Annotated in this window: 23 protein-coding genes; 14 read left to right on the forward strand and 9 right to left on the reverse strand. The window is 60.6% G+C overall.

Features of this window, described 5'->3' with window-relative positions; translation table 11 throughout:
• Positions 1-203: 203 nt before the first annotated feature.
• Positions 204-1,058 (forward strand): D-hexose-6-phosphate mutarotase, encoded by an 855-nt coding sequence (locus tag LOY50_RS06440; RefSeq protein ID WP_258690498.1) that lies wholly within the window; start codon positions 204-206, stop codon positions 1,056-1,058.
• A 139-nt stretch (positions 1,059-1,197) separates the two neighbouring features.
• On the opposite strand, the gene LOY50_RS06445 is transcribed toward LOY50_RS06440, so the two are convergent.
• The gene (locus tag LOY50_RS06445) at positions 1,198-2,058 is read right to left on the reverse strand and encodes a MurR/RpiR family transcriptional regulator (RefSeq protein ID WP_170842276.1); all 861 of its coding nucleotides are present in this window, start codon (positions 2,056-2,058) and stop codon (positions 1,198-1,200) included.
• Positions 2,059-2,254: 196 nt separating this feature from the next.
• On the opposite strand from LOY50_RS06445, the gene zwf reads away from it, so the two are divergent.
• From zwf to LOY50_RS06460, 3 genes are read left to right on the forward strand one after another with little or no spacing between them, the layout of a single operon-like run.
• Positions 2,255-3,724: a glucose-6-phosphate dehydrogenase gene (gene zwf / locus LOY50_RS06450; protein WP_214511646.1), complete on the forward strand. Its 1,470-nt coding sequence runs from the start codon at positions 2,255-2,257 to the stop codon at positions 3,722-3,724.
• Entirely contained in the window at positions 3,711-4,424 is a 714-nt protein-coding gene (gene pgl / locus LOY50_RS06455) for a 6-phosphogluconolactonase (protein WP_253472079.1), read from the forward strand. Before zwf ends, pgl begins: the two co-directional genes overlap by 14 nt.
• 17 nt (positions 4,425-4,441) lie before the next feature.
• Positions 4,442-5,107, forward strand: coding sequence for a bifunctional 4-hydroxy-2-oxoglutarate aldolase/2-dehydro-3-deoxy-phosphogluconate aldolase (locus LOY50_RS06460; protein ID WP_018611012.1), 666 nt, complete (start codon positions 4,442-4,444; stop codon positions 5,105-5,107).
• A gap of 269 nt (positions 5,108-5,376) precedes the next feature.
• Here LOY50_RS06460 and LOY50_RS06465 read toward each other — a convergent pair whose 3' ends face one another.
• Together LOY50_RS06465 and LOY50_RS06470 are read right to left on the reverse strand one after the other, a co-directional pair.
• Entirely contained in the window at positions 5,377-6,564 is a 1,188-nt protein-coding gene (locus LOY50_RS06465; RefSeq protein ID WP_258690499.1) for an aminotransferase class V-fold PLP-dependent enzyme, read from the reverse strand.
• Positions 6,565-6,581: 17 nt separating this feature from the next.
• A complete protein-coding gene (locus LOY50_RS06470; protein WP_014336924.1) occupies positions 6,582-6,818 on the reverse strand; it encodes a DUF3820 family protein in 237 nt (78 codons plus the stop codon).
• A 206-nt stretch (positions 6,819-7,024) separates the two neighbouring features.
• On the opposite strand from LOY50_RS06470, the gene LOY50_RS06475 reads away from it, so the two are divergent.
• The 4 genes from LOY50_RS06475 to LOY50_RS06490 all read left to right on the forward strand — a co-directional run bounded on the left by LOY50_RS06475 (position 7,025) and on the right by LOY50_RS06490 (position 10,811).
• Positions 7,025-7,489 carry a PA2169 family four-helix-bundle protein gene (locus tag LOY50_RS06475; protein WP_253472083.1) on the forward strand — a complete coding sequence of 155 codons (465 nt, stop codon included), beginning with the start codon at positions 7,025-7,027 and terminating at the stop codon, positions 7,487-7,489.
• 255 nt (positions 7,490-7,744) lie between these two features.
• Positions 7,745-9,745 carry an FUSC family protein gene (locus tag LOY50_RS06480; RefSeq protein ID WP_258690500.1) on the forward strand — a complete coding sequence of 667 codons (2,001 nt, stop codon included), beginning with the start codon at positions 7,745-7,747 and terminating at the stop codon, positions 9,743-9,745.
• Positions 9,732-9,938: a DUF1656 domain-containing protein gene (locus LOY50_RS06485; RefSeq protein WP_003198565.1), complete on the forward strand. Its 207-nt coding sequence runs from the start codon at positions 9,732-9,734 to the stop codon at positions 9,936-9,938. Before LOY50_RS06480 ends, LOY50_RS06485 begins: the two co-directional genes overlap by 14 nt.
• Before the next feature lie 9 nt (positions 9,939-9,947).
• Entirely contained in the window at positions 9,948-10,811 is an 864-nt protein-coding gene (locus LOY50_RS06490) for an HlyD family secretion protein (protein ID WP_253472087.1), read from the forward strand.
• A gap of 131 nt (positions 10,812-10,942) precedes the next feature.
• On the opposite strand, the gene LOY50_RS06495 is transcribed toward LOY50_RS06490, so the two are convergent.
• Positions 10,943-11,413 carry a MaoC family dehydratase gene (locus tag LOY50_RS06495; protein ID WP_014336929.1) on the reverse strand — a complete coding sequence of 157 codons (471 nt, stop codon included), beginning with the start codon at positions 11,411-11,413 and terminating at the stop codon, positions 10,943-10,945.
• 44 nt (positions 11,414-11,457) lie between these two features.
• Positions 11,458-12,402 carry an alpha/beta hydrolase gene (locus LOY50_RS06500; RefSeq protein ID WP_253472089.1) on the reverse strand — a complete coding sequence of 315 codons (945 nt, stop codon included), beginning with the start codon at positions 12,400-12,402 and terminating at the stop codon, positions 11,458-11,460.
• A 213-nt stretch (positions 12,403-12,615) separates the two neighbouring features.
• On the opposite strand from LOY50_RS06500, the gene fadD2 reads away from it, so the two are divergent.
• Positions 12,616-14,304 carry a long-chain-fatty-acid--CoA ligase FadD2 gene (gene fadD2 / locus LOY50_RS06505; protein ID WP_253472091.1) on the forward strand — a complete coding sequence of 563 codons (1,689 nt, stop codon included), beginning with the start codon at positions 12,616-12,618 and terminating at the stop codon, positions 14,302-14,304.
• Between the two features lie 370 nt (positions 14,305-14,674).
• Positions 14,675-16,366 (forward strand): long-chain-fatty-acid--CoA ligase FadD1, encoded by a 1,692-nt coding sequence (gene fadD1 / locus LOY50_RS06510; RefSeq protein ID WP_253472093.1) that lies wholly within the window; start codon positions 14,675-14,677, stop codon positions 16,364-16,366.
• A 935-nt stretch (positions 16,367-17,301) separates the two neighbouring features.
• On the opposite strand, the gene LOY50_RS06515 is transcribed toward fadD1, so the two are convergent.
• Positions 17,302-17,679: a hypothetical protein gene (locus LOY50_RS06515; protein ID WP_018610995.1), complete on the reverse strand. Its 378-nt coding sequence runs from the start codon at positions 17,677-17,679 to the stop codon at positions 17,302-17,304.
• Positions 17,680-17,926: 247 nt separating this feature from the next.
• Between LOY50_RS06515 and LOY50_RS06520 the strand changes: the two genes are divergently transcribed.
• Positions 17,927-18,877 (forward strand): YihY/virulence factor BrkB family protein, encoded by a 951-nt coding sequence (locus LOY50_RS06520; RefSeq protein WP_018610993.1) that lies wholly within the window; start codon positions 17,927-17,929, stop codon positions 18,875-18,877.
• Positions 18,874-19,413, forward strand: coding sequence for a peptide deformylase (gene def / locus LOY50_RS06525; RefSeq protein WP_258690501.1), 540 nt, complete (start codon positions 18,874-18,876; stop codon positions 19,411-19,413). Before LOY50_RS06520 ends, def begins: the two co-directional genes overlap by 4 nt.
• 127 nt (positions 19,414-19,540) lie before the next feature.
• On the opposite strand, the gene LOY50_RS06530 is transcribed toward def, so the two are convergent.
• From LOY50_RS06530 to LOY50_RS06540, 3 genes are all read right to left on the reverse strand, one after another.
• Complete coding sequence (locus tag LOY50_RS06530; RefSeq protein WP_258690502.1) at positions 19,541-19,960, reverse strand: GNAT family N-acetyltransferase; 420 nt, start codon at positions 19,958-19,960, stop codon at positions 19,541-19,543.
• Positions 19,961-20,251: 291 nt separating this feature from the next.
• Positions 20,252-20,476 (reverse strand): hypothetical protein, encoded by a 225-nt coding sequence (locus tag LOY50_RS06535; protein ID WP_408980837.1) that lies wholly within the window; start codon positions 20,474-20,476, stop codon positions 20,252-20,254.
• Positions 20,477-20,625: 149 nt separating this feature from the next.
• Positions 20,626-21,657: a LacI family DNA-binding transcriptional regulator gene (locus LOY50_RS06540; protein WP_258690503.1), complete on the reverse strand. Its 1,032-nt coding sequence runs from the start codon at positions 21,655-21,657 to the stop codon at positions 20,626-20,628.
• Positions 21,658-21,873: 216 nt separating this feature from the next.
• Between LOY50_RS06540 and LOY50_RS06545 the strand changes: the two genes are divergently transcribed.
• Positions 21,874-22,407 carry a gluconokinase gene (locus LOY50_RS06545; protein ID WP_258690504.1) on the forward strand — a complete coding sequence of 178 codons (534 nt, stop codon included), beginning with the start codon at positions 21,874-21,876 and terminating at the stop codon, positions 22,405-22,407.
• 92 nt (positions 22,408-22,499) lie between these two features.
• The gene (locus LOY50_RS06550) at positions 22,500-23,852 is read left to right on the forward strand and encodes a GntP family permease (RefSeq protein ID WP_253472099.1); all 1,353 of its coding nucleotides are present in this window, start codon (positions 22,500-22,502) and stop codon (positions 23,850-23,852) included.
• The last annotated feature ends 58 nt before the right edge of the window (positions 23,853-23,910 follow it).

The raw sequence follows: 23,910 nt of genomic DNA on the forward strand, positions 1-23,910 counted from the left end.
GCCAAGGCTGTCCGCTTTTTTTTGCAAGGTGGCTGGCACAGAACCTGTGGGAGCAAGGCTTGCCCGCGATGAAAACAACGCGGTCTCCCAGGGAAGCGAGGCGCTTGCATCGCGAGCAAGCTTTGCTCCCACAGATAAATCGCCTTGCCGCAACAAGCGTTGCAAACAGATGAGCAACTCAATGATTTCCAGGACCGCGGCCCATGCATGAGCATCCGCTACAACGCTTTTTCAGATCCTTGCGCGAACGCCCGGTGTTCGCGTGGGAGCGCTATCGGCAGCGCGATGTGTTGGTGATCGACCACCCGTTGTGCCAGGCGGTGTTCAGTCGCCAGGGCGCACAGTTGCTGCATTTTCAGCCCAAAGGCCAGAAACCCTGGTTGTGGTGTGCGGCCAAGTGGCCGCAAGTCGGTGCGATACGCGGCGGGGTACCGGTGTGCTGGCCTTGGTATGGTCGTCATCCCAGCGAAAACGCCTGGCCATCCCATGGTTGGGCGCGGTTGATCGACTGGAAACTGCTCGACAGCCACAGCGATGAAGACGGTGTGCATTTGCACTGGCAACTGCAACTGTGCGACTGGCAAGTGGACCTGCATGCGGACCTGGGTGAACGTATGGAGCTGCGCTTGAGCACCGAGCACCAGGACAGCCTGCCATGCCAGTTGAGCCAGGCCTTGCACGCCTATTGGCGTATTGGTGATGTTGGTGAGGTAGCGCTGTCTGGACTGGAGGGCGCACAGGGCTACGACCAGTTGAACCGTGCGGTTTGCCAGCAGGAAGGCGAGTTGCGGGTCGAGGGCGGCTGCCAGCGGGTGTTCCAGCATGAGGGGGAATTGCAGCTCAAGGACCACGCCTGGCAGCGCGAATTGTGCATCGACACCGGCGACAGCGCCGACACCGTGGTCTGGCATCCCGGCGCACGACCGTTGCTGGGGGTGAGTTGGGATGAAGTCAGCGAATTCGTCTGCGTCGAAGCGGCCAGTGGCGGCACCGACAGCCTGTGCCTGGCGCCGGGGGAGCGGGCGCACCTGAGTTTGCAGGCGCGGGTGGGGGCTTAGCTCAGGATCTTCGGTGTGGCGGCTGGCCCCATCGCGAGCAAGCTCGCTCCCACAGGGTTTTGTGAACACCAAGGATCCAGTGTGGGAGCGAGCTTGCTCGCGATGGCTGACTATCAGGCACCGAAGGCTCTGGACCGAATCAGTTGAACTCATCCCCCACCGGATACCGGCTGGCGTTCAAGCTTTCCTTGATCTTGCGCAGATGCGGCTGGAAGTCCACGCCCCGACGCAGGGTCATGCCGGTGGCGAGCACGTCCAGTACGGTGAGCTGGATGATCCGTGAGGTCATCGGCATATAGATATCAGTGTCTTCTGGCAGGGGGATGTTCAGGCTCAGGGTGCTGGCCTTGGCCAGTGGCGAGCCTTCGGCGGTCAGGCCCAGCACCGACGCGCCGTTTTCCCGGGCGATGCGCGCCACTTCCACCAGCTCACGGGTACGACCGGTATAGGAAATGATCACGAACAGTTCACCGGTATGGGCCACGGACGCGATCATGCGCTGCATCAGTACGTCGGCGTGCGCGGTCACCGCCAGGTTGAAGCGGAAAAATTTGTGCTGGGCATCCAACGCCACCGGGGCGGAGGCGCCGAGGCCGAAGAAGTGGATCTGCCGGGCCTGGATCAGCAGGTCCACGGCGCGACTGATCAAATTGGGATCAAGGGCCTGGCAGGCGCTGTCCAATGAGGCAATGGCACTGCCAAAGATTTTCCGGGTGTAGGCTTCCGGGTTGTCGTCGGCCTCCACTGCACGGCTCACATAAGCAGCGCCGCTGGCCAGGCTTTGGGCCAGTTGCAGCTTGAGTTCCGGGTAACCGCTGACGCCGAACGAGCGGCAGAAACGGTTGACGGTCGGTTCACTGACCGAAGCCGCCTGGGCGAGGGCGGCGATGCTGAAGCGGGTCGCCTGCTGCGGGTTGAGCAGGATGATCTCGGCCACCTTGCGTTCGGCCTTGTTCAGGTCTTCAAGGCGACTCTGGATCTGTTCCAGTAAATTTCGCACGCGGTCCATACAAGATTCCTAGGAAGACGGGTCTTTGATACGACCCTTTGCGGTGGCCTATCCTACTGATGGCTCCGACGGACCACCACTCGGAATCGGTATTTTCGAAAAATGTTGTGGTTATTACTACATTTTTCCTTGAGTGATACCTTGAAAAAAGGTATTTGTAGTTTAACTTGATAAAAGAACAAACATCATGCCTTCGATTACGGTTGAACCGTGCACCTTTGCCTTGTTTGGCGCGTTGGGCGATCTGGCCTTGCGCAAGCTCTTTCCTGCCCTGTATCAGCTCGATGGCGCCCAGTTGTTGCACGAGGACACGCGAATCATTGCGCTGGCCCGTGAACCCGGCGGCGAGCAGCAGCACCTGGCATTCATCGCCGCCGAACTGCGGCGCTACGTCGATGAAAAAGACCTGGACGAAGGCGTACTCGAGCGCTTCCTGGCACGATTGACCTACCTGCACGTGGATTTCCTCAAGGCCGACGATTACGTCGCCTTGGCCGAAGCAGCCGGTTCGACCCAGCAGGTCATTGCCTATTTCGCCACCCCAGCGGCGGTGTATGGGGCGATCTGCGAAAACCTGGCGAAGGTTGGCTTGAGCGAAAACACCCGTGTCGTGCTGGAGAAACCCATCGGCTCGGACCTGGAATCGTCGCGCAAGGTCAACGATGCCGTGGCGCAGTTCTTCCCGGAAAACCGTACCTATCGCATCGACCATTACCTGGGCAAAGAGACGGTCCAGAACCTGATCGCGCTGCGCTTCGCCAACAGCCTGTTCGAAACCCAGTGGAACCAGAACTACATTTCCCACGTGGAAATCACCGTGGCCGAGAAGGTCGGTATCGAAGGCCGCTGGGGCTATTTCGACAAGGCTGGGCAACTGCGGGACATGATCCAGAACCACCTGTTGCAGCTGCTGTGCCTGATCGCCATGGACCCGCCGGCCGACTTGTCCGCCGACAGCATCCGTGACGAGAAGGTCAAGGTGCTCAAGGCCCTGGCGCCGATCAGCCCGGAAGGCCTGACCACCCAGGTAGTGCGCGGCCAATACATCGCCGGCCACAGCGAGGGCAAGGCAGTGCCTGGCTACCTCGAAGAACCCAACTCCAATACCCAGAGCGACACCGAGACGTTCGTCGCCCTGCGCGCCGACATCCGCAACTGGCGTTGGGCCGGGGTGCCGTTTTACCTGCGTACCGGCAAGCGCATGCCGCAAAAGCTGTCGCAGATCGTCATCCACTTCAAGGAACCGTCCCACTACATCTTCGCGCCCGAGCAGCGCTTGCAGATCAGCAACAAGCTGATCATCCGCCTGCAACCGGACGAAGGGATTTCCTTGCGAGTGATGACCAAGGAGCAGGGCCTGGACAAGGGCATGCAATTGCGCAGCGGTCCGTTGCAACTCAACTTCTCCGACACCTATCGCAGCGCACGTATTCCCGATGCCTACGAGCGGTTGTTGCTGGAAGTCATGAACGGCAATCAGAACCTGTTTGTCCGTAAAGATGAAATTGAAGCCGCGTGGACGTGGTGTGACCAGTTGATTGCCGGCTGGAAGAAATCCGGCGATGCGCCCAAGCCGTATGCGGCTGGGTCCTGGGGGCCGATGAGCTCCATTGCACTGATCACGCGGGATGGGAGGTCATGGTATGGCGATATCTGAATTGAAACTGCCGCAGGGCGTTAGCGCCCATGAGTTCAAGAACCCGGTGGTGCTGGCCGAAGGCCTGGCGCTGAACGTGGCCGAGCAGTTGCGCAAAGCAATCGAGGCACGCGGTGCGGCGACCCTGGTGGTCTCCGGTGGCCGCAGCCCGGTGGCGTTTTTCCAGCACCTGGCCAAGCAGGCGCTGGACTGGTCCAACGTGGTGGTCAGCCTGGCCGATGAACGCTGGGTACCGGTTGAACACGCCGACAGCAATGCCGGCCTGCTCAAGCGTTACTTGCTGCAAGGCGCGGCGGCCAAGGCCCAGTTCCTGAGCCTCTACAGCGCCAGCACCAACCTGGAAGCGGCTGCCGAACAGGCCGATCGTCTGTTGGCCGAGCTGCCGCCGATCGATGTGCTGGTGTTGGGCATGGGCGATGACGGGCACACCGCCTCGCTGTTCCCTGGCAGTCCGAACCTGGCCCAGGCCCTGGACGCCAATGGCACACGTCGCTGCTGGCCGATGCTGGCGCCGACCGTGCCGCACCAGCGCTTGACCATGAGCCGCGCCTTGCTGGCTTCGGCGCAACACAAAGTGCTGTCGATTTCCGGTCAGTCGAAATTGACCACCTTGAACGCTGCGGTGGCGGGCGACGATGTCGCCGAAATGCCGATCCGCGCGTTTTTGCAACCTACGTTAGAGATTTACTGGTGCCCATGAACCAAGGATCAGCCGCTATGACAAACCCATCCCCGACCGTTTCCATGGCGGACAAAGTTGCCCTGATCGACAGCCTCTGCGCCAAGGCGCGGATCCTGCCGGTGATCACCATCGCCCGTGAACAGGACATCCTGCCGCTGGCCGATGCCCTGGCTGCCGGTGGCCTGACGGCGCTGGAAGTGACGCTGCGTTCCCAATACGGCCTCAAGGCCATCCAGGTGCTGCGTGAGCAGCGTCCGGAACTGGTGACCGGCGCCGGCACGGTGCTCGACCGCCACATGCTGGACGCCGCCGAGGCTGCCGGTTCGCAGTTCATCGTCACTCCGGGCATCACCCGTGATCTGCTCGAGGCCAGCGTCTACAGCTCTATTCCATTACTGCCTGGCATCAGCAACGCCTCGGGCATCATGGAAGGCTACAGCCTGGGCTATCGCCGCTTCAAACTGTTCCCGGCCGAAGTCAGCGGCGGCGTCGCGGCTATCAAGGCCTTGGGTGGCCCGTTCGGCGAAGTGAAATTCTGCCCGACCGGCGGCGTGAGCCCGGCCAACATCAAGAGCTACATGGCGTTGAAAAACGTGATGTGCGTGGGCGGAAGCTGGATGCTTGATCCTGAGTGGATCAAGAACGGCGACTGGGCCCGCATTCAGGAATGCACCGCCGAGGCCTTGGCGCTGCTGGACTGATTGTTTTACCGAACCTCGTTGGGTGTTCTACGGTTTTACGGTGCGCTTGGTCGGCGCGCCGTTTTTTTTTGCCCGGATTTTGTGGCAGTACAAAATTCCTGTGGCGAGGGAGCTTGCTCCCGTTGGGCTGCGTGTAGGAGCGGTGTAGGAGCTGACGAGTGCAACGAGGCTGCGATCTTTCCACTGACAATTGAGTCGAGAGCGAAAGAGCAAGATCAAAAGATCGCAGGCTTCGCCAGCTCCTACAGAGCCCAGCGGGAGCAAGGGATCTAGGTACGGCTCAGTTCAAGCAGTGCTTTGGTCAACCGCTCGATATCACTCGCCAAGGTAATCAGCCCCGGGGTAATGCGAATGCACGGCCCGACGCTGGTGTGGCGCACCACCGTGAAGATCCCATGCTCATGGAGCAATCGATGGGCCATCGCCTGTTGATCGGCCTGGGCGGTGAAGCGCATCGCGGTGATCCCGCAATAGAGACGCCGGTCATCCGGGGTCATGACTTCGATGCCCGGCACATCGCGCACGGCGCTCACCCACAGGTCACGCAGATAACAGAGGCGCGCGCCTTTGGCCGAAGCGCCACCCAGGGCCTGGTGTTCTTCGAAGACCAGCGGCAGGGTGAGCAAGGCAGGGATGTTGGGCGTGCTGTGGGGCGTGCGCGAGCGGACGTCGGTGGCGGGGTAGCTGTCTTCGTCCATGTCCGGGTCGATGTCGGCCAAGCGCTGCGGGGCGATGTACAGGAAGCCCTGGGAGAGGGGCCCGCCGATCCACTTCTGCAGGTTGAACCCGGCGAATTCGATCCCGAGCTTCTTCAGGTCGAAATCGATCTGGCCCAGGGCATGGGCACCGTCGAGGATGATATCGACGGCGAACTCGCGGGCACTCTCGGCAATGGCCTGGACCGGCATCACCAGTCCGGTGAGGTGGTTGACGTAGGTCAGCGCCATCAACTTGAGGCGAGGGTAGCGAATGAACGCTTCGCGATAAGTGCCCACCAGGCTTTCGAAACTGGCAGGGTGCTGGTGGACGATTTCGATCACCTCCACGCCACGCTGACGAGCCAGCCAGCGCATTGCACTCTTGACCGAGGCATATTCCAGATCACAGATCAGCACTTGATCGCCGGGCTTGAGGCCGTTGTAGTTGCGAATCAGCGTCTGCAAGGCATCCACCGCGCTACTGGCCAATGCCACGCTCTGGGGGGATGCGTGGATCAGCCGGGCCACCCGTCGACGAATGGCTTCGCCGTGTTCACGGTCGAAATGCTGGCGCACATACACCGAGTTGCCGCGGTTGATGAACTCGATGTTGCGCTGGTACTCCTCCACCACGGTGCGGGACATACGTGCGAAGTAGCCGTTTTCCAGGTTGAGGGGCCCGGCGGGATCGACTTCGTAGCGGCCGACAAACGTCTGCCAGAAAGCTTCATCATGGGCGCGTAGCGTGTTTTCTGGCATGACAGGGGCTCAACTGGTCAGGGGCGAGGCTTGGGTTTGCCGTGTTTGGCGCGCAATGGGTCGAGCAGGTCCGACAGCCCGTTGTGATCGATTTCCTGCATCAGTGCCAGCAAACCACCCAGTTCACCGTGAGGAAAACCCTCGCGGGCGAACCAGTTCAGGTATTGACCGGGCAGGTCAGCCAGGATTCGACCCTTGTATTTGCCGAACGGCATTTGACGCGTGATGAGCAATTCGAGCTTTTCCGGGTTCATGGCAATCGTCTGATTCAAATCTACCTCGAAAATACAGGCATTCTGCATGCAGGCCAAATGACAGATCATGCAAATAACGCGGATACAGTTTTCTTGTTTTTTATTAACTAATTGATTTTAAAGAAAATTAACTGGGTTATTTGACTGGCATGGCCGATGCAACGTCCCTTGCAGGTTTTTTATTCACCAAGCAAAGGAACTGAAAAATGACTGACATCAACAAAGAATCCATCTCCGTCTTGAACGACCTGATCGAGACCAGCAAAGATGGCCAGGAAGGCTTCAAGACCTGCGCTGAAGACATCAAGCACCCACAACTCAAGGCGCTGTTCGTTCAACGTGCTGCGGATTGCGCGACCGCTGCGGCTGAACTGCAAGCGGCGGTTCGCTCCCTGGGCGGCGATCCGGAAACCTCCACCAGCGTCGCTGGTGACCTGCACCGTCGTTGGGTGGACGTGAAATCCATGTTCACCGGCAAGGGTGAAGAAGCGGTGCTCAACGAAGCCGAGCGTGGCGAAGACCATGCGCTCAAGGCCTACAAGGAAGCGCTCGAGAAAATCACCAAGCACAACCTGGTCGGTATACGTGACCTGGTTGAGCGTCAGTACCACGGTGTGCAACGCAACCATGACCAGGTCAAGGCTCTGCGTAACCAGGCGCGCGCCAGTTAACAACGCGTCCTGATCCAAGAAAACGCCAGCTTGCCTGGCGTTTTTTTGTGGCGACGACTCAGATTCAAGATGAACACTGTTGTGGTGATGCAGGTTGATGCCATTTCAACTCACTCAGCATCAAACAGAAAAAGTGTGTTGTTGAATTCATCCATAATCAGCTCTGGACTCGAATAGATAGCTAGCTAATAATTGCACCGCCGACCCCTTGCATTGCATCTATTGTTACTGGCATCCCCCCAAAGAGTTTTTCGCGTGCCCATTACCTTCCAGGCCTTGTTTGCCCCCGACCGCCTCGCTTTGCAGTTCGCCATCAAGACGGTGCTTGGTGCCGGGTTGGCGTTGTGGCTGGCGCTGCGCTGGGGGCTGGAGCAGCCGTCATGGGCGCTGATGACCGCGATCATCGTCGCCCAGCCACTGTCCGGGATGGTGGTGCAGAAGGGGTTGGCGCGATTGGTCGGCACGCTGGTGGGCACCGTCATGTCGGTGGTGTTCATGGGCCTGTTTGCCCAGGCGCCCTGGTTGTTCCTGCTGGCCTTGGCGCTCTGGCTGGGGTTGTGCACAGCCTGTTCGACGCTGCTGCGCAGTGCCTGGTCGTATTCGTTCGTGCTGGCCGGTTACACGGTGGCGATCATTGCCTTGCCGGCCATTTCCCATCCGCTGGATGTGTTCGACCAGGCGGTGGCGCGCTGCACCGAGATCAGCCTGGGCATTGTCTGCGCCACGGCGGCCAGTGCCTTGCTCTGGCCGTTGCGGGTCGAGCGGCAACTGGCCGGTCAGGGCCTCGCTGCCTGGCAGAGCGGCATGCAGGCCGCCCGTGCGACCCTGGCTGGCGATGTCCAGGCGCGAAAAGGGCTGCTGGAAATCCTGGGCCGGATCGTCGCGGTGGATGCCCAGCGCGAACATGCCTGGTTCGAAGGCAGCCGTGGCCGACAGCGAGCCCGAGCCATCAGCGGCTTGAGCCAGAAATTGCTGATGTTGCTGCGCCTTTCGCGCTCGGTGCGGCGGCAGTGGAAACAGCTCGACCCCGAGGAGGCCGAGGCCCTCCAACCGTGGATGAACGAGGTACAGCAGGCCCTCGATGCCGACAGTGCGACCTTGCAGGCCTTACGCCCCCGGGTGTGGGATGCGTCTCACGACCCGCAGATCAGCTCGGCGCAAAGTTACTGCCTGGCGCGATTTGCCCTGTTGCTCGATACCGCCCTGGCCGCCTGCGCTGCCTTGACGGCGGTGCAAGAGGGCAGGGAGGCGGCGGATCCACCGCGAACCCTGGCGCCTCATCGTGATCTGTCCCTGGCCATGGTCTTTGGTGCTCGCAGCGCCCTGGCGTTCCTGGCGGTGGCCTGTTTCTGGCTGGCGACTGCCTGGCCCGCCGCTTCGGGCGCGCTGGTACTGACGTGCGTGGTGTGCAGCCTGTTTGCCAGTCGCGAAAACGGCGCGCAGATCGGCATGAGTTTTCTACGGGGCATTTTTTTGGCCGTGCCGACGGCGTTCGTGATCGGCGAGCTCTTACTCCCGCAATGGAGCAGTTTTGCGATGCTCTGCATGGCCATGGGCGTGCCCTTGTTTTTCGGCGCGCTGGGCATGGCCAAGCCGCAGATCTTCGCCACGGCGACGTCGTTCTGCCTGCATTTCGTGGTGTTGATTTCACCGCTCAATGCCATGAAGTACGACGTCGCGGCGTTCTTCAACAACGCCCAGGCCATGATGATCGGCGTGGGCGCGGCGGTGCTGGCCTTCAATCTGCTGATTTTGCGCAACCCGGCCTGGCACAGCCGCCGCCTGCTGGCCGCGACCCTCCACGATCTGGTGCGCCTGACCCATCGCAGCCTGCGTGGCGCCGAGAGCTGGTTCGGCGGGCGCATGGCCGACCGGCTGTTGCAACTGGCGCGGCATTACCCTGAATTGCCGGTGCAGGCGCGCAGCCGCTGGGATGATGGTTTGCTTGGCCTGGATATTGGCGATGAACTGCTGCATTTGCGCCTGAGCCTGGCCGTCGCCCAAGTGCCTGAGACCCGGGCGCAGCGCCGTTATTTCGAAGCGCTGGAGCAGGTGCTCGAACACGGCCCGAGCGGTGACCAGGCCGATGCGCTGGCCCCGGCAAGCGCCGAGTTCCTGAAGGTGTTGTCGAGCCAGCCGCCCGGTGACGCATTGAAGCTGGCCCAGGGCGCGGTGGTGCAATTGCAAAACAGCTGGCGCGCCTGGTGCCACCAGCACGAACCTGAACGACGGGAGCACAGCCATGGGCTTGCGTGAGTGGTCGATTGGCGGGGTGTTGCTCAGCCCGTTCCTGATTTATGTGGTGCTGGCGTTGCTGGTGACCGGCGCGTTGCGCCTGTTGCTCAGCCTGGTGCCGGCCGGGCGCTGGATCTGGCATGAAGCCTTGTTCGACTGCGCCCTGTATGTCTGTGTCCTGACCGTTATTACCGTGGTCCTCGGGCCGCTATAGGAGTTGAACATGCGTACATCCGTACGTGTCGCCGTCACGCTGTGCATGGTGGCCGTGGCGATCTTCGCCGGGTTTCACTTGTGGCAGTACTACATGCTCACACCCTGGACCCGCGATGCGCGGATTCGCGCCGACGTGGTGGTGATTGCACCCGACGTGTCAGGGTGGGTGCGCGAGCTCAAGGCGGTGGATAACCAGCAGGTCAAGGCCGGCGATGTGTTGCTGAGTATCGACCGTGAGCGTTTCGAAGCGGCGGTGGAGAAGGCTCGGGCGGTGGTGCAGACGCGCCAGCAGCAACTGAGCCTGCGCGAACACGAAGCCAGCCGCCGCGCCGCCCTCGGGCCCCAGGCCATCAGCGCCGAACTGCGGGAAAACGCCCAGATCAACGCCGGTATCGCCCGAGGTGAACTGCGCGAAGCCCAGGCCGAGGCCAAGGTCGCCGAACTGAACCTGGCGCGCAGCCAGGTCCTGGCCCCACGCAATGGCCATATCACCAACCTGCGCCTGGCCGAAGGCAACTACGTGAATGCCGGGCAGCCGGTGATGGCGCTGATCGACGACTCGACGTTTTATGTGCAGGCCTATTTCGAAGAAACCAAGTTGCCGAGGATTCGCGTAGGCGATCCGGTCAAGATCTGGCTGATGAGCGCCGGCCATGCGCTGGAGGGCCATGTCGAGAGCATCAGCCGTGGCATTACCGACCGCAACACCAACCCCGATGCACAGTTGCTGGCGGAGGTCGAGCCGACCTTCAACTGGGTGCGCCTGGCCCAGCGGATACCGGTGCGGATCAAGTTGGACAAGGTGCCGGAGGGGGTGAACCTGAGCGCCGGGATGACGGCGAGCGTGCAGGTGCGCGAAGACCAGCCATAAATGTGGGAGCAAGGCTTGCCCGCGATGAAGATAACTCGGTCTCTCAGGGAACCGAGGCGCCTGCATCGCGAGCAAGCTTTGCTCCCACATTTATGGCTCGCCACAAGTCACTCACCGTAGGCGCCTGTGAATCAACCGACAGTAATCGCCGGCAACGTCGGCAAGGTCACAGTCTGCTGCTTGCGCGGTGCGAGGATTTCGGCCTCGCCGTCCACCACCAGCTCGTCGCGCTGGTTGAACACACGCGTGGCGATGCGCACACGGAATTTCGGCAGTTTTTCCAGGATCTCCAGGCGCACGGTCAGGGTGTCGCCGATTTTCACCGGTTTCTGGAAGCTCATCTGCTGGCCGATGTAGATAGTGCCCGGCCCAGGCAACTCGCAGGCTACCGCCGCGCTGATCAGCGCACCGCTGAACATGCCATGGGCGATGCGCTCCTTGAACATGCTCGCGGCGGCGAACTCGGCGTCCAGGTGCACCGGGTTGTGATCGCCCGACATCGCGGCGAACAGCTGGATGTCACGCTCTTCGACGGTCTTGCTGTAGCTGGCGGTCTGGCCGATTTCGAGGGCTTCGTAAGGGGTGTTGGTAACCTGGGTCATCTGTTTCAAATCCTGTGAAGGAGTAAAGGAAAAACGCTGCAAGCCTACTCGCTGCGTGGTGGCCGCTTGTGGCTCAGGGCCTGGGCAATCCAGGCCAGCACGTCGGCGGTCACTTCATCGCGGTTGGCTTCATTGAACAGTTCGTGCCGGGCCTGCGGGTAAATCGTCAATTGCAGGTGTCGGATGCCGGCGTCACGCAAGGCGTCGGCCAGATCCTTCAGACGCTTGCCTTCGCTCACCGGATCACATTCGCCACCGATCACCAGCAGGGGCAGGCCCGGATCGATCTGGGCGAGATTGGACGCTTTGCTGATTTGCTGCAAGCCACCGAGCAGATCGACCCACAGTTGATTGGTGCAGCGAAAGCCGCACAGCGGGTCGTGGACGTACTTGTCGACTTCGGCCGGGTCGCGGCTGAGCCAGTCGAAGGGGGTACGCGTGGGTTTGAATGTCTTGTTGAAACTGCCGAACGACAGCCACTCGATCAACGCGCTGCGCCCCGTGGCACCCTGGCGCCAGCGTTCGAAGCGGGCGATCAGGCGAGCGCTGCGGTAGAGCGTCACCGGCTGGAAGTTCGAGCCGCTGAGAATCGCCCCGTGCAGGCTGGCGCTGTGATGCAACAGGTAACCCTGGGCGATGTAGCTGCCCATGCTGTGGCCCAGCAGCAGGATGGGGGTCTCGGGATATTGCTGGACGATGTGGTGGTTGAGGCTGGCCAGGTCACCCACGACCTTGGCCCAGCCGTCCTCGTCGGCAAAATGGCCGAGAATCGCTTCCTCGCCGGTCTTGCCATGGCCGCGCAGGTCCACGGCGCAGACACCGTAGCCTTCGTCGCACAATACCTGGGCCAGGCGGGCGTAGCGGCCGCTGTGTTCAGCCATGCCGTGAGCCAGCATGATCATCGCCAAAGGGGCGGTTTCGGGCAGCCACTGGTTGACGAACAGGCGGCTATGGTCAGTCGCGGTCAGCCAGAACGTTTGGTGGATCATGGCGATTCCTTTTGTGCAGCGTCGCTGCATTGTATAGCGCATCCTTTGCGTCTCGCCTGATCAGGCCACACCTAGGCAGGAAGATTCACACAATCTATGACGCAGGTTGCCATATTTGCCTGATTGGCCATAGCTGCTAGTGTCCCAGGAGCTCCGCCTCTGCAAGCGATACAGAGGCGGCCCGGACATGCTCAGGTAAAGAGGACAAAAACAATGCAGCCTGATTTCTGGAATGACAAACGCCCGGCCGGCGTGCCCCTGGATGTTGACCTTGGGGCCTACAAGTCGGTGATCGAGGTGTTCGAACGTTCCTGTAAGAAATTTGCCGACCGTCCGGCGTTCAGCAACATGGGGGTGACCCTCACCTATGCCGAGCTGGAGCGCTACAGCGCGGCGTTCGCCGGCTATCTGCAAGCCCATACCGACCTGGCGCCGGGTGATCGAATCGCGGTGCAGATGCCTAACATCCTGCAGTATCCGATCGCCGTGTTCGGTGCCTTGCGCGCCGGGCTGGTCGTGGTCAACACCAACCCGTTGTACACCGCGCGGGAAATGCGTCATCAGTTCAAGGACTCCGGTGCCCGGGCGCTGGTGTACCTGAATATGTTCGGACAGAAAGTCCAGGAGGTGTTGCCCGATACGGACCTGCAGTACCTGATCGAAGCGAAGATGGGCGACCTGATGCCCACCGCCAAGGGCTGGCTGGTCAACACGATGGTGAGCAAGGTCAAGAAAATGGTCCCGGCCTATTCGCTGCCCCAGGCCATTTCCTTCAAGAGCGCCTTGCGCCTGGGACGCGGCCAGGGCATCAAGCCGCTGAAAGTCAGCCTCGACGATATTGCGGTATTGCAATACACCGGCGGCACCACCGGGTTGGCGAAGGGCGCGATGCTGACCCACGGCAACCTGGTGGCCAACATGCAACAGGCCCGGGCCTGCCTGGGGCAGCTCGGCGATGACGGCCATCCACTGTTGCGCGAGGGCCAGGAGGTCATGATCGCACCGCTGCCGCTTTACCATATCTATGCATTCACGGCGAACTGCATGTGCATGATGGTGACCGGCAACCACAACGTGCTGATCACCAATCCGCGGGACATCGGTGGTTTCATCAAGGAACTGAAGAACTGGCGTTTCTCGCTGCTGCTGGGGCTCAACACGTTGTTTGTGGCACTGATGGACCATCCGGATTTCAAGACCCTGGATTTTTCCAACCTCAAGGTCACCAACTCGGGTGGCACGGCGCTGATCAAGGCTACTGCCGAACGTTGGGAGCAGATCACCGGGTGCGGTATCACCGAAGGTTATGGCCTGACCGAAACCTCGCCAGTGGCCAGTGCCAATCCTTACGGCGGCAAGTCTCGGTTGGGTACGGTGGGGATGCCGGTGCCGGGCACGCTGATGAAAGTGATCAACGACGATGGCGTCGAGCAGCCCCTGGGCGAGCGTGGCGAGCTGTGCATCAAGGGCCCGCAGATCATGAAAGGCTACTGGAACAAGCCTGAGGCCACGGCCGAAGTGCTGGACCACGAGGGCTGGTTCAAGTCCGGCGATATCGCGGTGATCGACCCGGACGGTTTCGTGCGCATCGTCGACCGCAAGAAGGACATGATCATCGTCTCGGGCTTCAATGTGTACCCCAACGAGATCGAAGACGTGGTGATGGCCCATCCCAAGGTGGCCAACTGCGCGGTGATCGGCGTGCCGGACGAACGTTCGGGGGAGGCTGTGAAGCTGTTCGTGGTGGCGCGCGAAACCGGCGTCAGCCTTGAAGAACTCAAGGCCTACTGCAAGGAGAACTTCACCGGCTACAAGATTCCCAAGCACATCGTGCTGCGGGAGTCGTTGCCAATGACCCCGGTGGGCAAGATCCTGCGGCGGGAGCTGCGCGATATCGCCTGAGGTCCGCCGGGGTATCTGTCCTGACGAAAACCTGTGGGAGCACAGCTTGCTCGCGATAGCGGTGGAACAGCCTCATTTGTATTGGCTGACATACCTCCATCGCGAGCAAGCTGTGCTCCCACAGTTGTTTGATTCAGAGAGATTTAATAGGGCGTAGGTTTTTTACTCTAAAAATGACCATAAAATGTTCATGAGTCATGTTTGTGACTGTGGGGGCTATTTTTGGCTCTAGTCGGCCCCTGGCAAAGCTGCTACTCTCGGCGCGCTTTTGTGACTTCTCGGCCTTGATTCAAGCCAGATTCACCAATAAACACCAATAATAATCGCATCAAATGCGGTGAGAATTCGCGTTGCTGAGGAGTGGGCTTCCATGATTGAAGACTTTTGGAAGGATAAGTACCCAGCTGGGATTGCTGCCGACATCAATCCAGACGAGTATCCGAATATTCAGGCGGTGTTGAAGCAGTCCTGCCAACGCTTTGCCAACAAGCCGGCATTCAGCAACCTCGGCAAGACGATCACCTACGGTGAACTCTACGAGTTGTCCGGTGCCTTTGCCGCGTACCTGCAACAGCATACCGATTTACAGCCCGGCGATCGAATCGCCGTGCAGTTGCCCAACGTTCTCCAGTACCCGGTGGCCGTGTTCGGTGCGATCCGCGCCGGGCTGATCGTGGTCAACACCAACCCGCTGTACACCGCGCGGGAAATGGAACACCAGTTCAACGACTCCGGGGCCAAGGCGCTGGTGTGCCTGGCGAACATGGCGCACCTGGCCGAGACCGTCGTACCCAAGACGAGCGTCAAGCACGTCATCGTCACCGAAGTCGCCGACCTGCTGCCGCCGCTCAAGCGCCTGTTGATCAACAGCGTGATCAAGTACGTCAAGAAGATGGTCCCGGCCTATCACATGCCCAAGGCCGTCAAGTTCAACGACGTGCTGAACAAAGGCCACGGCCAACCCGTGAGCGAAGCCAACCCCGCCAGCGACGATGTCGCCGTGTTGCAATATACCGGCGGTACCACCGGCGTTGCCAAGGGCGCGATGCTCACCCATCGCAACCTGGTGGCGAACATGTTGCAGTGCAAGGCGCTGATGGGCTCCAACCTCAATGAAGGTTGCGAGATTCTGATCACGCCGCTGCCGCTGTACCACATCTATGCCTTCACCTTTCATTGCATGGCGATGATGCTGATCGGCAACCACAACATCCTGATCAGCAACCCGCGTGACCTGCCGGCGATGGTCAAGGAGCTGTCGAAGTGGAAGTTCAGCGGTTTCGTTGGCCTTAATACGCTGTTCGTGGCCCTGTGCAACAACGAAGCCTTCCGCAAGCTGGATTTCTCGGCCCTGAAAGTCACCCTGTCTGGCGGCATGGCCCTGCAACTGGCAGCAGCCGAGCGCTGGAAAGCGGTGACCGGCTGCCCGATCTGCGAAGGCTACGGCATGACCGAGACCAGCCCGGTGGCTACCGTCAACCCGATCCAGAACATCCAGGTCGGTACCATCGGCATTCCGGTGCCGTCGACGCTGTGCAAGGTGATCAATGACGCGGGTGTCGAACAGCCATTGGGCGAAATTGGCGAATTGTGTGTGAAAGGTCCGCAGGTCATGAAGGGCTACTGGCAGCGCCAGGACGCCACCGACGAGATCCTCGACAGCGAAGGTTGGCTCAAGACCGGTGACATTGCGCTGATCCAGCCGGACGGCTACATGCGCATCGTCGATCGCAAGAAAGACATGATCCTGATTTCCGGTTTCAACGTGTACCCCAACGAACTGGAAGACGTGCTGGCAACCCTGCCGGGCGTGCTGCAATGCGCGGCCATCGGTATTCCGGACGAGAAGTCTGGCGAGGCGATCAAGATCTTCATCGTCGCACGACCGGGTGTCACGTTGACCAAGGAACAGGTGATGGAACACATGCGTGCCAACGTCACCGGCTACAAGGTGCCCAGGGCCGTGGAGTTCCGTGATGCCTTGCCGACCACCAACGTGGGCAAGATCCTGCGGCGCGAGTTGCGGGATGAAGAGCTCAGGAAGCTGGGTTTGAAGAAGTAAGCCCATTGCCAATGAAGAGCCCCGCTGATGCGGTGATGCTCTTCACTTAAAGAAACGGCGCTTTTCCGAGGAGGGAAAGCGCCGTTTTTTTTTTGCTGGATTGGGGGCATATCCTTTGCTGCGGTCACGGCTGCTGGCGGTTCCGCTCTTACAGCGGGTCACTTTCGAAAAGCGCGAAAGTAACCAAAGCGCTTCTGCCCCACCACTTGGCACCTCGCCTAGGCTCGGTGTGCCCTCACTCCGGCATTGCTCCGTGGGCACGCCGCGAAGGGCCATCCATGGCCCAGCGCGGCTATCCCGGCATCCATGCCGGGATGCCCACTCCACAATGCCTGCGTTCGGCCAGCGTGGTTAACGGGGCGCCGAGATCAACGTCCACCACGAGGCGGCCTGATAGCCGACCTGGTTCTTGATGGGGACCGCGTTTCCCCTGTGGGAGCGGGCTTGCTCGCGAAGGCGGTGTGTCAGTTTGCGGTGATGTTGGATGTGCCGGTGTCATCGCGAGCAAGCTCGCTCCCACATGGATGTTTAGTAGGCACAAAACTCATCTGCACTCAGTCCGCTGTGGGAGCGAGCTTGCTCGCGATAGCGGTGGTGCAACCACATGGATACTGGACATGCACCGCTCTTGCTTTGCTTTTGATCTTGATCTGAACGCCCCGTTAAACCACGCTGGCCGAACGCAGGCATTGCGCAGTGGGCATCCCGGCATGGATGCCGGGATAGCCGCGCTGGGCCATGGATGGCCCTTCGCGGCGGCCCACGGAGCAATGCCTTCGTTCGGGCATGCCGAGCCTAGGCGAGGCACCGAGTGGTGGGGCAAAGCGTTTTTGCTTACTTTTGGCGCTCTTCCAAAAGTGAGCCGCTGTAAGAGCGGAACCCTAAGCCGCCGTTACGCAAAAAACGGATATACACACCAAAGCTAGGAAATCGCATTACAACCTGAACTGCGCAAAATCCAGATTGGTACCACCCGGCCGCATGTCCTGAAGATAGGAATCCTTGTCAGCGCTCAGTTCCAGACTCAAGGCTGCCTTGCGTTTACCCTGGTTGCGCACTTCCAGGCCTTCCATCTTTTCGCGCAGGAACACGGTCGGCACCTTCAGGTGCAGCAGCTCATCGGTGGCCGGCGTGTGCAGCAGCAGGTGAATCCATTCGTATTGACCGATGGCCAGGCGCCCCACCGGGATATCGAACCAGAAGATGTTGCGGTTACGGTTCAATTCGCTGAAGTGGCAGTTGTTGACGCCCAGTACGGCGCCGCCCAGATCCTGGTTTCTGCGGGCGATGGCCTGCTTTTTATCGAGTTTCATAACGTTCCTACGGGGTTGGAGCTTCAGGCCGCAGCCTGAATACGTGGGGCATTCTCGGTGGTTGCCGGGCAAACATAAAGCCCCGCCTGTAGGAACAATGAAACTTGGTTCGACAATCGCCGGTCAATTCAGCGTCGGACATGAAAGACGAAATTGATCCAACGTCGCCAAACAGGCTACTTTGTTGTGATAACGGCCCCTGAGTCGCCAAGCGACCCCCTTTTTTTTGCGGCGAAAGGAGACGCACATGATGTTCCCGGCCTTGAAAGGCTTACCCTTGCATCGTGTGATGATGCGCACCGTGACCGAGTTTCTCGACGACGAGATGTCGACCTACGCCTCGGCATTGGCCTACCAAATGCTGTTTTCGCTGTTTCCATTCATTCTCTTTTTGATCGCGTTGATCGGCTTCCTGCACCTGCCGGACTTCTTCTCCTGGCTGCGCCTGCAATCGGAGCTGGTGCTGCCGCCCCAGGCCCTGGAGCAGGTCAACCCGGTGATCGACCAGCTCCAGCAATCCAAGGGCGGATTGTTGTCGGTGGGTATCGTCATTGCGTTGTGGACTGCCTCGGCAGGTGTGCGGCTGATGATGAGCGCGATGAACGCCGCCTACGATGTGGTGGAAGGTCGCCCGGCCTGGAAGCGTTTTCCGCTGTCGATCTTCTACACGGTCGGCATCGCCGGCATGTTGCTGGCCGCTGCGGCATTGATGGTGCTCGGGCCACAGGTGATGGGCTGGATTGCGGCCCAGGTCGGCTTGGAGGAGTTCATCGTCACGCTCTGGACGATTGTGCGCTGGCCGGTGATCGTGATCTTGCTGATGGTGGCCGTGGCGCTGATCTATTACGTGATGCCCGACGTCAAGCAGGAGTTTCGCTTCATCACGCCGGGGTCGGTGCTGGCAGTAGTGGTGTGGATCATTGCCTCCCTGGGCTTTGCGTTTTACGTCAAGACCTTTGCCAACTACAACGCCATGTATGGCAGCATCGGTGCGATCATCGTGTTGTTGCTGTATTTCTACATTTCTGCGGCGGTGCTGTTGCTCGGTGCGGAGATGAATGCGGTGATCGAGCACATGTCCACCGAGGGCAAGAACCCGGGCGAAAAGAGCGCGGGCGAGCACGAAAAGCAGCATGTGTCGGGCCTGGGCCGCGACCATTCCATCCCTCATCCCCACCCTGACGAAGCCCGACCATGATCCGTGACATCCTGAAAATGGGCGACGACCGCCTGCTGCGCATTGCCCCGCCGGTGCCTGCCGAAATGTTCGACAGCCCAGCGTTGTGGCAATTGATCGACGACATGTTCCAGACCATGGAAAGCGTCGGCGGCGTCGGCCTGGCGGCGCCACAGATCGGCGTGGACCTGCAACTGGTGATCTTCGGCTTCGAGCACAGCGAGCGTTACCCCGACGCCGAGGCGGTGCCCCAGACCATCCTGATCAACCCGCTGATCACCCCACTGGGTCCGCAGATGGAAGAGGGTTTCGAAGGTTGCCTGTCAGTGCCGGGCCTGCGCGGGGCGGTCGAGCGCTACCAGGACATCCGCTACGAAGGCTTCGATCCCAAGGGCGAGCCGATCGTGCGTTACGCATCGGGCTTTCATGCGCGGGTGGTGCAGCATGAATGCGATCACCTGATCGGGCGCTTGTACCCGTCGCGCATCAGTGATTTCAGCAAGTTCGGGTTTACCGAGGTGATGTTCCCGGACCTGGACCCCACGGCCGACGACTAACTCATAACCGACACAACCCCTTGTGGGAGCGAGCTTGCTCGCGATAGCGGTGTGTCAGCCACCATTGATGCAACTGACCTGACGCCATCGCGAGCAAGCTAGCTCCCACAGTGGGCGGTGTTGATCTTCAGGGTTTTGCAGGCGCAAGCCCCATCGCAATCATCGGCTTGCTACGCGCATACCGGCTCAGGCGCTCAGCCATCGCATAGGGCAGTTCGGGGTCGAAGCTGAAACCCCGTCGCTCATAAAAACCGCGCAAGTCCGGGTGGCAGAACAGCCACACCGGCTCATTCACGCCGTTCACCGCTTCGGCGATCAACCGTGCGGCGATGCCTTGTACGCGGTACGCCGGGTCGACGAACAACCCTGTCAACCAATGCCCGCCCGACACCGGCCGCAGGCACAGGGCGGCGACGATTTCATCGCGCCGCGCCACCCAAAGCTGCGCGTCACGTACCGCTTTCATCGAGGATTGGTGGGCGCGATAGAACTTGTTCATCAGCGGCCAAAGCGATTCTTCGAGCGCTGCGTAATGGATTTCGGACATGACAGGGTCGTGGGCGATAAGGGGAGGGCGATTATAAAAGAACGCAGGTGCGGCGATAGGTGTATACCTGACTTCACATCCCGTATGAGTGGAGTACGTATCATGTCCAAAGGCATGGATTCAAAAAAAGCGGCAAAGAAAAAACCGGCGAAAACTGCCGATGAAAAGCGCGCCGACAAAAAAACCAAGAAGGTGAACCTGTTCGGTCATTGAGCCGATACTGCCTCGGTTGGCCTCAGGTTTGAGCTGGGGCGCCAGCCCCAGCTCAAACGCTGCGCCATGTGCCGAGGCTCAAAGCGAGGCGAGAAACCTGTCAGTGGCCGAGGCTTTGTCGTCGGTGCGGCTCTGCTGGGCTTTTTCCACTTGTGCCATCGCCGACTTGTCCTGCATGCGCTGGGCAATCTCCTGGCTGACCGCCATCTGCTTCTGGGGCGGCATCGCCTCGAACTCTTCCTCGGTAATGCCCATCTCTTCGAGAATGCTGTCGCGCAGGCGCTCTTCGGGCGTCTTGCTCATGTAGTCCTTGAAATCTGCCGTCGCAGAACCTCCAAGCGTCGTGGTTTCTTCGGGCGCTGGTGAAGCTTGTGGGCAGGAACGCGGCGAGGGCGGCCAACCCTTGCCGGCGGACGGCATGGATCGACCGTATTGGCGTGTGACGGGCAGGCTCAGGTGCTTTCGCGGACCTTGAGCTCAAAGCCCATGTCCACCACCGGCTGCGCGATGCGGTTGCCGGCCATCAAGGTCAGCATTTGCTCGGCGGCGCGGCGGCCGATGGCTTCCCGTGGGGTGCTGATGCTGCTCAGGCGCGGCACAGTGTGGGCCGAGGCGGGCAGGTCGTTGAAGCCCAGCACCGAAACCTGCTCGGGAATCTTGATGCCGCAGCGAAGGGCCTCGAACAAGGCACCGTGTGCCAGGTCGTCGTTGCCGAAAAAGATCGCATCGACGTCCGGGTGGCTGTCCAGCAACTGCAGGAACAACTCGCCGCCCAGGCCTACCGATGACGGGCGTGGGGTCAGCAGTTCCAGGTCCGGGTCATACAGGCCGGCTTTCTGAAGGGCGCGGCGAAAACCTTCGCCACGCAGCAGGGTGCGTTGGTCCAGTTGCGCGCCGATGTAGGCCAGGCGCTTGCGGCCTTTGGAAATCAGGTGCTCAGCCGCCGTTTCGCCGGCCTTGAGCTGGGAAAAGCCGACGCAGTTGAGCCCGGCGCCCGGGTCCAGCTCCATCATGTACACGCAGGGAATGTTGCTGGCCTCGATCATGCGTCGGGCGCTTTCGGTGCGGTCGAAACCGGTCAGCAGCAAACCACGCGGCTGATAGGCCATGTAGTTGCGCAGCAGGTCTTCTTCTTCGTCCCGGGAGTAGTGATAGTTGCCGATCACCACTTCGAAACCCTTGGGTCGCAGCACCCGATGAATGGCTTCCAGGGTGTCGATGAACAACAAGTTGGACAACGACGGCACCAGCACCACCACCGAATGGCTCTGGGCCGAAGCCAGGGCGCGGGCGGCGGGGTTGACGACGTAGTTGAGCTCCACGGCGGCCTGGCGGACTTTTTCCACCAGGTCGACGGCTACGGTGCTGACGCCGCGCAGGGCACGGGAGGCGGTGATGGGGCTGACACCGGCCAGGCGTGCGACTTCGTTGAGCGTAGGGCGACCGGTGGTGCGAGTATTCTTATCGTTTTTAGGGACGGTCATCAGGGTGGCTTGCCAAACAAAAATCAAGGTACTAAGGTAGCGCTGTCTCGACGCGGCTGCAATTGCGTAAGTGGGGTTTGCCTGATCTCCCGTGTGCTGGTGTCGTGAACGAACATGCTGCAACCACAAAAATGACAAGAAGGCGTCGGCAACTTCTGCTTTTGCTGCGGTGTCATAACTGGCAAAGGTAGCGCTGTCTGCGCGCTGAGGTGTTACATGAATAATCCCATCACCGCCCTGGTCATCATGGGCGTTGCCGGTTGCGGCAAAACTTGCGTCAGCCAGGCGCTATGCGAGCTGAGCGGCGCCACTGCCATCGAAGGCGACACTTTCCACCCTGCGGCCAACATCCAGAAGATGAGCGCCGGTATTCCCTTGAACGACGACGACCGTGCCGGCTGGCTCGACAGCCTGTGCGACGAGTTGCGCCGTGTCGACGCCACGGGCGAGCGCCCGGTGCTGACCTGCTCGGCCCTCAAGCACAGTTATCGCGAGCGTCTGCGCAGTGCCTTGCCTGGCCTGGGCTTCGTATTCCTTGAATTGACCCCCGAAGTGGCCGCCGACCGCGTTTCCCATCGTCCCGGCCATTTCATGCCGTCGACCCTGATCGACAGCCAGTTTGCCACCCTGCAATCCCCTGTCGGCGAGCCCCTGACCCTGGCTCTGGATGCGTCCAGCCACAGCGTTGAAGAGTTGGCGCATCAGGCTTACGCCTGGTGGTTGGACCATGGTTTGAAGCTTGCCGGCTGAGTTTCAAAAAGTTTGCGTCAGAAAGATAGCGCTACCCCGACGGCTAACCAATAACTGCTTCAATAACAACAACAAATCAGGAGACACCTCCCATGTTCGGCATGTCCCACGAGACGTTCCTGCTGCTTGATGCAGTGGTCACGGTGATCGGACTCATCATCCTCATCACCAAGTTCAAATTCCACCCATTCATTGCACTGACCATCGCCGCCGCGTTCCTCGGCCTGACGTCGGGCATGCCGACCGGCACCATCATCAAGGCGTTCCAGGACGGCTTCGGTGGCGTGCTGGGCTTTGTCGGCATCATCCTGGCGCTGGGCACGATGCTCGGCAAAATGATGGCCGAGTCGGGCGGGGCCGACCAGATTGCCCAGACCCTGATCCGCGCCTTCGGCAAGGACAAGGTGCAGTGGGCCATGATGTTCGCCGCGTTCCTGGTGGGCATCCCGCTGTTCTTCGAAATCGGCTTCGTGCTGCTGATCCCGCTGGTGTTCATCGTTGCGCGCCGCACCGGTGTGTCGATCATCAAGATCGGTATCCCGCTGCTGGCGGGTCTTTCCGCGGTCCACGGCCTGGTGCCGCCACATCCGGGGCCGCTGCTGGCGATTGGCGTGTTTGGCGCCGACATCGGCAAGACCATTCTCTATGGCCTGATCGTAGCGCTGCCGACGGCCATTATTGCCGGGCCGATCTTCGGTACGTTCATTGCCAAGCACATCCCCGGCCATCCGAACCAGGAGCTGGTGGACCAACTGGCCCGTGAGACGGACTCCGCCGAACTGCCAAGCTTCAGCATCACCCTGATCACCGTGCTGTCGCCGGTATTCCTGATGCTGCTCAAGACCTTCGCTGACGTGGCGCTGCCCGATGGCAACCTCTTCCGCGCCTGGATGGACATGATCGGCCACCCGATCTCCGCGTTGCTGCTGGCGCTGCTGCTGTCGCTGTACACCTTCGGCTACAAGCAGGGCATCGGTTCCAGCCAGATGCTCAAATGGCTGGACGCCAGCCTTGCACCGACCGCCGCGATCATCCTGATCATCGGTGCCGGTGGTGGCTTCAAGCAGATGCTGGTGACCAGTGGCGTGGGCGATGTGATCGGTCACATGGCGGTGAGTGCGCAGATCTCGCCGATTCTGTTGGCGTGGCTGGTGGCTGCGGTGATCCGCATTGCCACAGGCTCGGCGACGGTGGCGACCATTACCGGTGCCGGGATCGTGGTGCCGGTGGTGGGGATGATGCCGGGTGTGAACCGTGAGCTGCTGGTGCTGGCGACCGGTGCCGGTTCGTTGATCCTGTCCCACGTCAACGACGCAGGCTTCTGGCTGGTCAAGCAGTACTTCAACATGACCGTGGCTGAAACCTTCAAGACCTGGACCGCGATGGAAACCATCCTGTCCGTGGTGGGGTTGATCTTTATCCTGCTGCTGTCGCTGGTGGTCTGAACCTGTGGGAGCGAGCTTGCTCGCGATGGCGGACTGACAGTCGACTCTTTCGCTGACT

Origin of the sequence: Pseudomonas sp. B21-010, from assembly GCF_024749325.1 — a bacterium.
GTDB classification, from domain to species: domain Bacteria; phylum Pseudomonadota; class Gammaproteobacteria; order Pseudomonadales; family Pseudomonadaceae; genus Aquipseudomonas; species Aquipseudomonas kilonensis.

Coding starts and splice junctions, on each gene's coding strand:
- LOY50_RS06520 (WP_018610993.1), top strand. CDS start 17,927: ATGATGTTCCCGGCCTTGAAAGGCTTACCCTTGCATCGTGTGATGATG.
- LOY50_RS06485 (WP_003198565.1), top strand. CDS start 9,732: ATGGGCTTGCGTGAGTGGTCGATTGGCGGGGTGTTGCTCAGCCCGTTC.
- LOY50_RS06550 (WP_253472099.1), top strand. CDS start 22,500: ATGTTCGGCATGTCCCACGAGACGTTCCTGCTGCTTGATGCAGTGGTC.
- LOY50_RS06540 (WP_258690503.1), bottom strand. CDS start 21,657: ATGACCGTCCCTAAAAACGATAAGAATACTCGCACCACCGGTCGCCCT.
- def (WP_258690501.1), top strand. CDS start 18,874: ATGATCCGTGACATCCTGAAAATGGGCGACGACCGCCTGCTGCGCATT.
- LOY50_RS06500 (WP_253472089.1), bottom strand. CDS start 12,402: ATGATCCACCAAACGTTCTGGCTGACCGCGACTGACCATAGCCGCCTG.
- LOY50_RS06460 (WP_018611012.1), top strand. CDS start 4,442: ATGACAAACCCATCCCCGACCGTTTCCATGGCGGACAAAGTTGCCCTG.
- LOY50_RS06515 (WP_018610995.1), bottom strand. CDS start 17,679: ATGAAACTCGATAAAAAGCAGGCCATCGCCCGCAGAAACCAGGATCTG.
- LOY50_RS06535 (WP_408980837.1), bottom strand. CDS start 20,476: ATGAGCAAGACGCCCGAAGAGCGCCTGCGCGACAGCATTCTCGAAGAG.
- LOY50_RS06440 (WP_258690498.1), top strand. CDS start 204: ATGCATGAGCATCCGCTACAACGCTTTTTCAGATCCTTGCGCGAACGC.
- LOY50_RS06475 (WP_253472083.1), top strand. CDS start 7,025: ATGACTGACATCAACAAAGAATCCATCTCCGTCTTGAACGACCTGATC.
- LOY50_RS06470 (WP_014336924.1), bottom strand. CDS start 6,818: ATGAACCCGGAAAAGCTCGAATTGCTCATCACGCGTCAAATGCCGTTC.
- LOY50_RS06495 (WP_014336929.1), bottom strand. CDS start 11,413: ATGACCCAGGTTACCAACACCCCTTACGAAGCCCTCGAAATCGGCCAG.
- pgl (WP_253472079.1), top strand. CDS start 3,711: ATGGCGATATCTGAATTGAAACTGCCGCAGGGCGTTAGCGCCCATGAG.
- fadD1 (WP_253472093.1), top strand. CDS start 14,675: ATGATTGAAGACTTTTGGAAGGATAAGTACCCAGCTGGGATTGCTGCC.
- zwf (WP_214511646.1), top strand. CDS start 2,255: ATGCCTTCGATTACGGTTGAACCGTGCACCTTTGCCTTGTTTGGCGCG.
- LOY50_RS06545 (WP_258690504.1), top strand. CDS start 21,874: ATGAATAATCCCATCACCGCCCTGGTCATCATGGGCGTTGCCGGTTGC.
- LOY50_RS06465 (WP_258690499.1), bottom strand. CDS start 6,564: ATGCCAGAAAACACGCTACGCGCCCATGATGAAGCTTTCTGGCAGACG.
- LOY50_RS06490 (WP_253472087.1), top strand. CDS start 9,948: ATGCGTACATCCGTACGTGTCGCCGTCACGCTGTGCATGGTGGCCGTG.
- LOY50_RS06530 (WP_258690502.1), bottom strand. CDS start 19,960: ATGTCCGAAATCCATTACGCAGCGCTCGAAGAATCGCTTTGGCCGCTG.
- fadD2 (WP_253472091.1), top strand. CDS start 12,616: ATGCAGCCTGATTTCTGGAATGACAAACGCCCGGCCGGCGTGCCCCTG.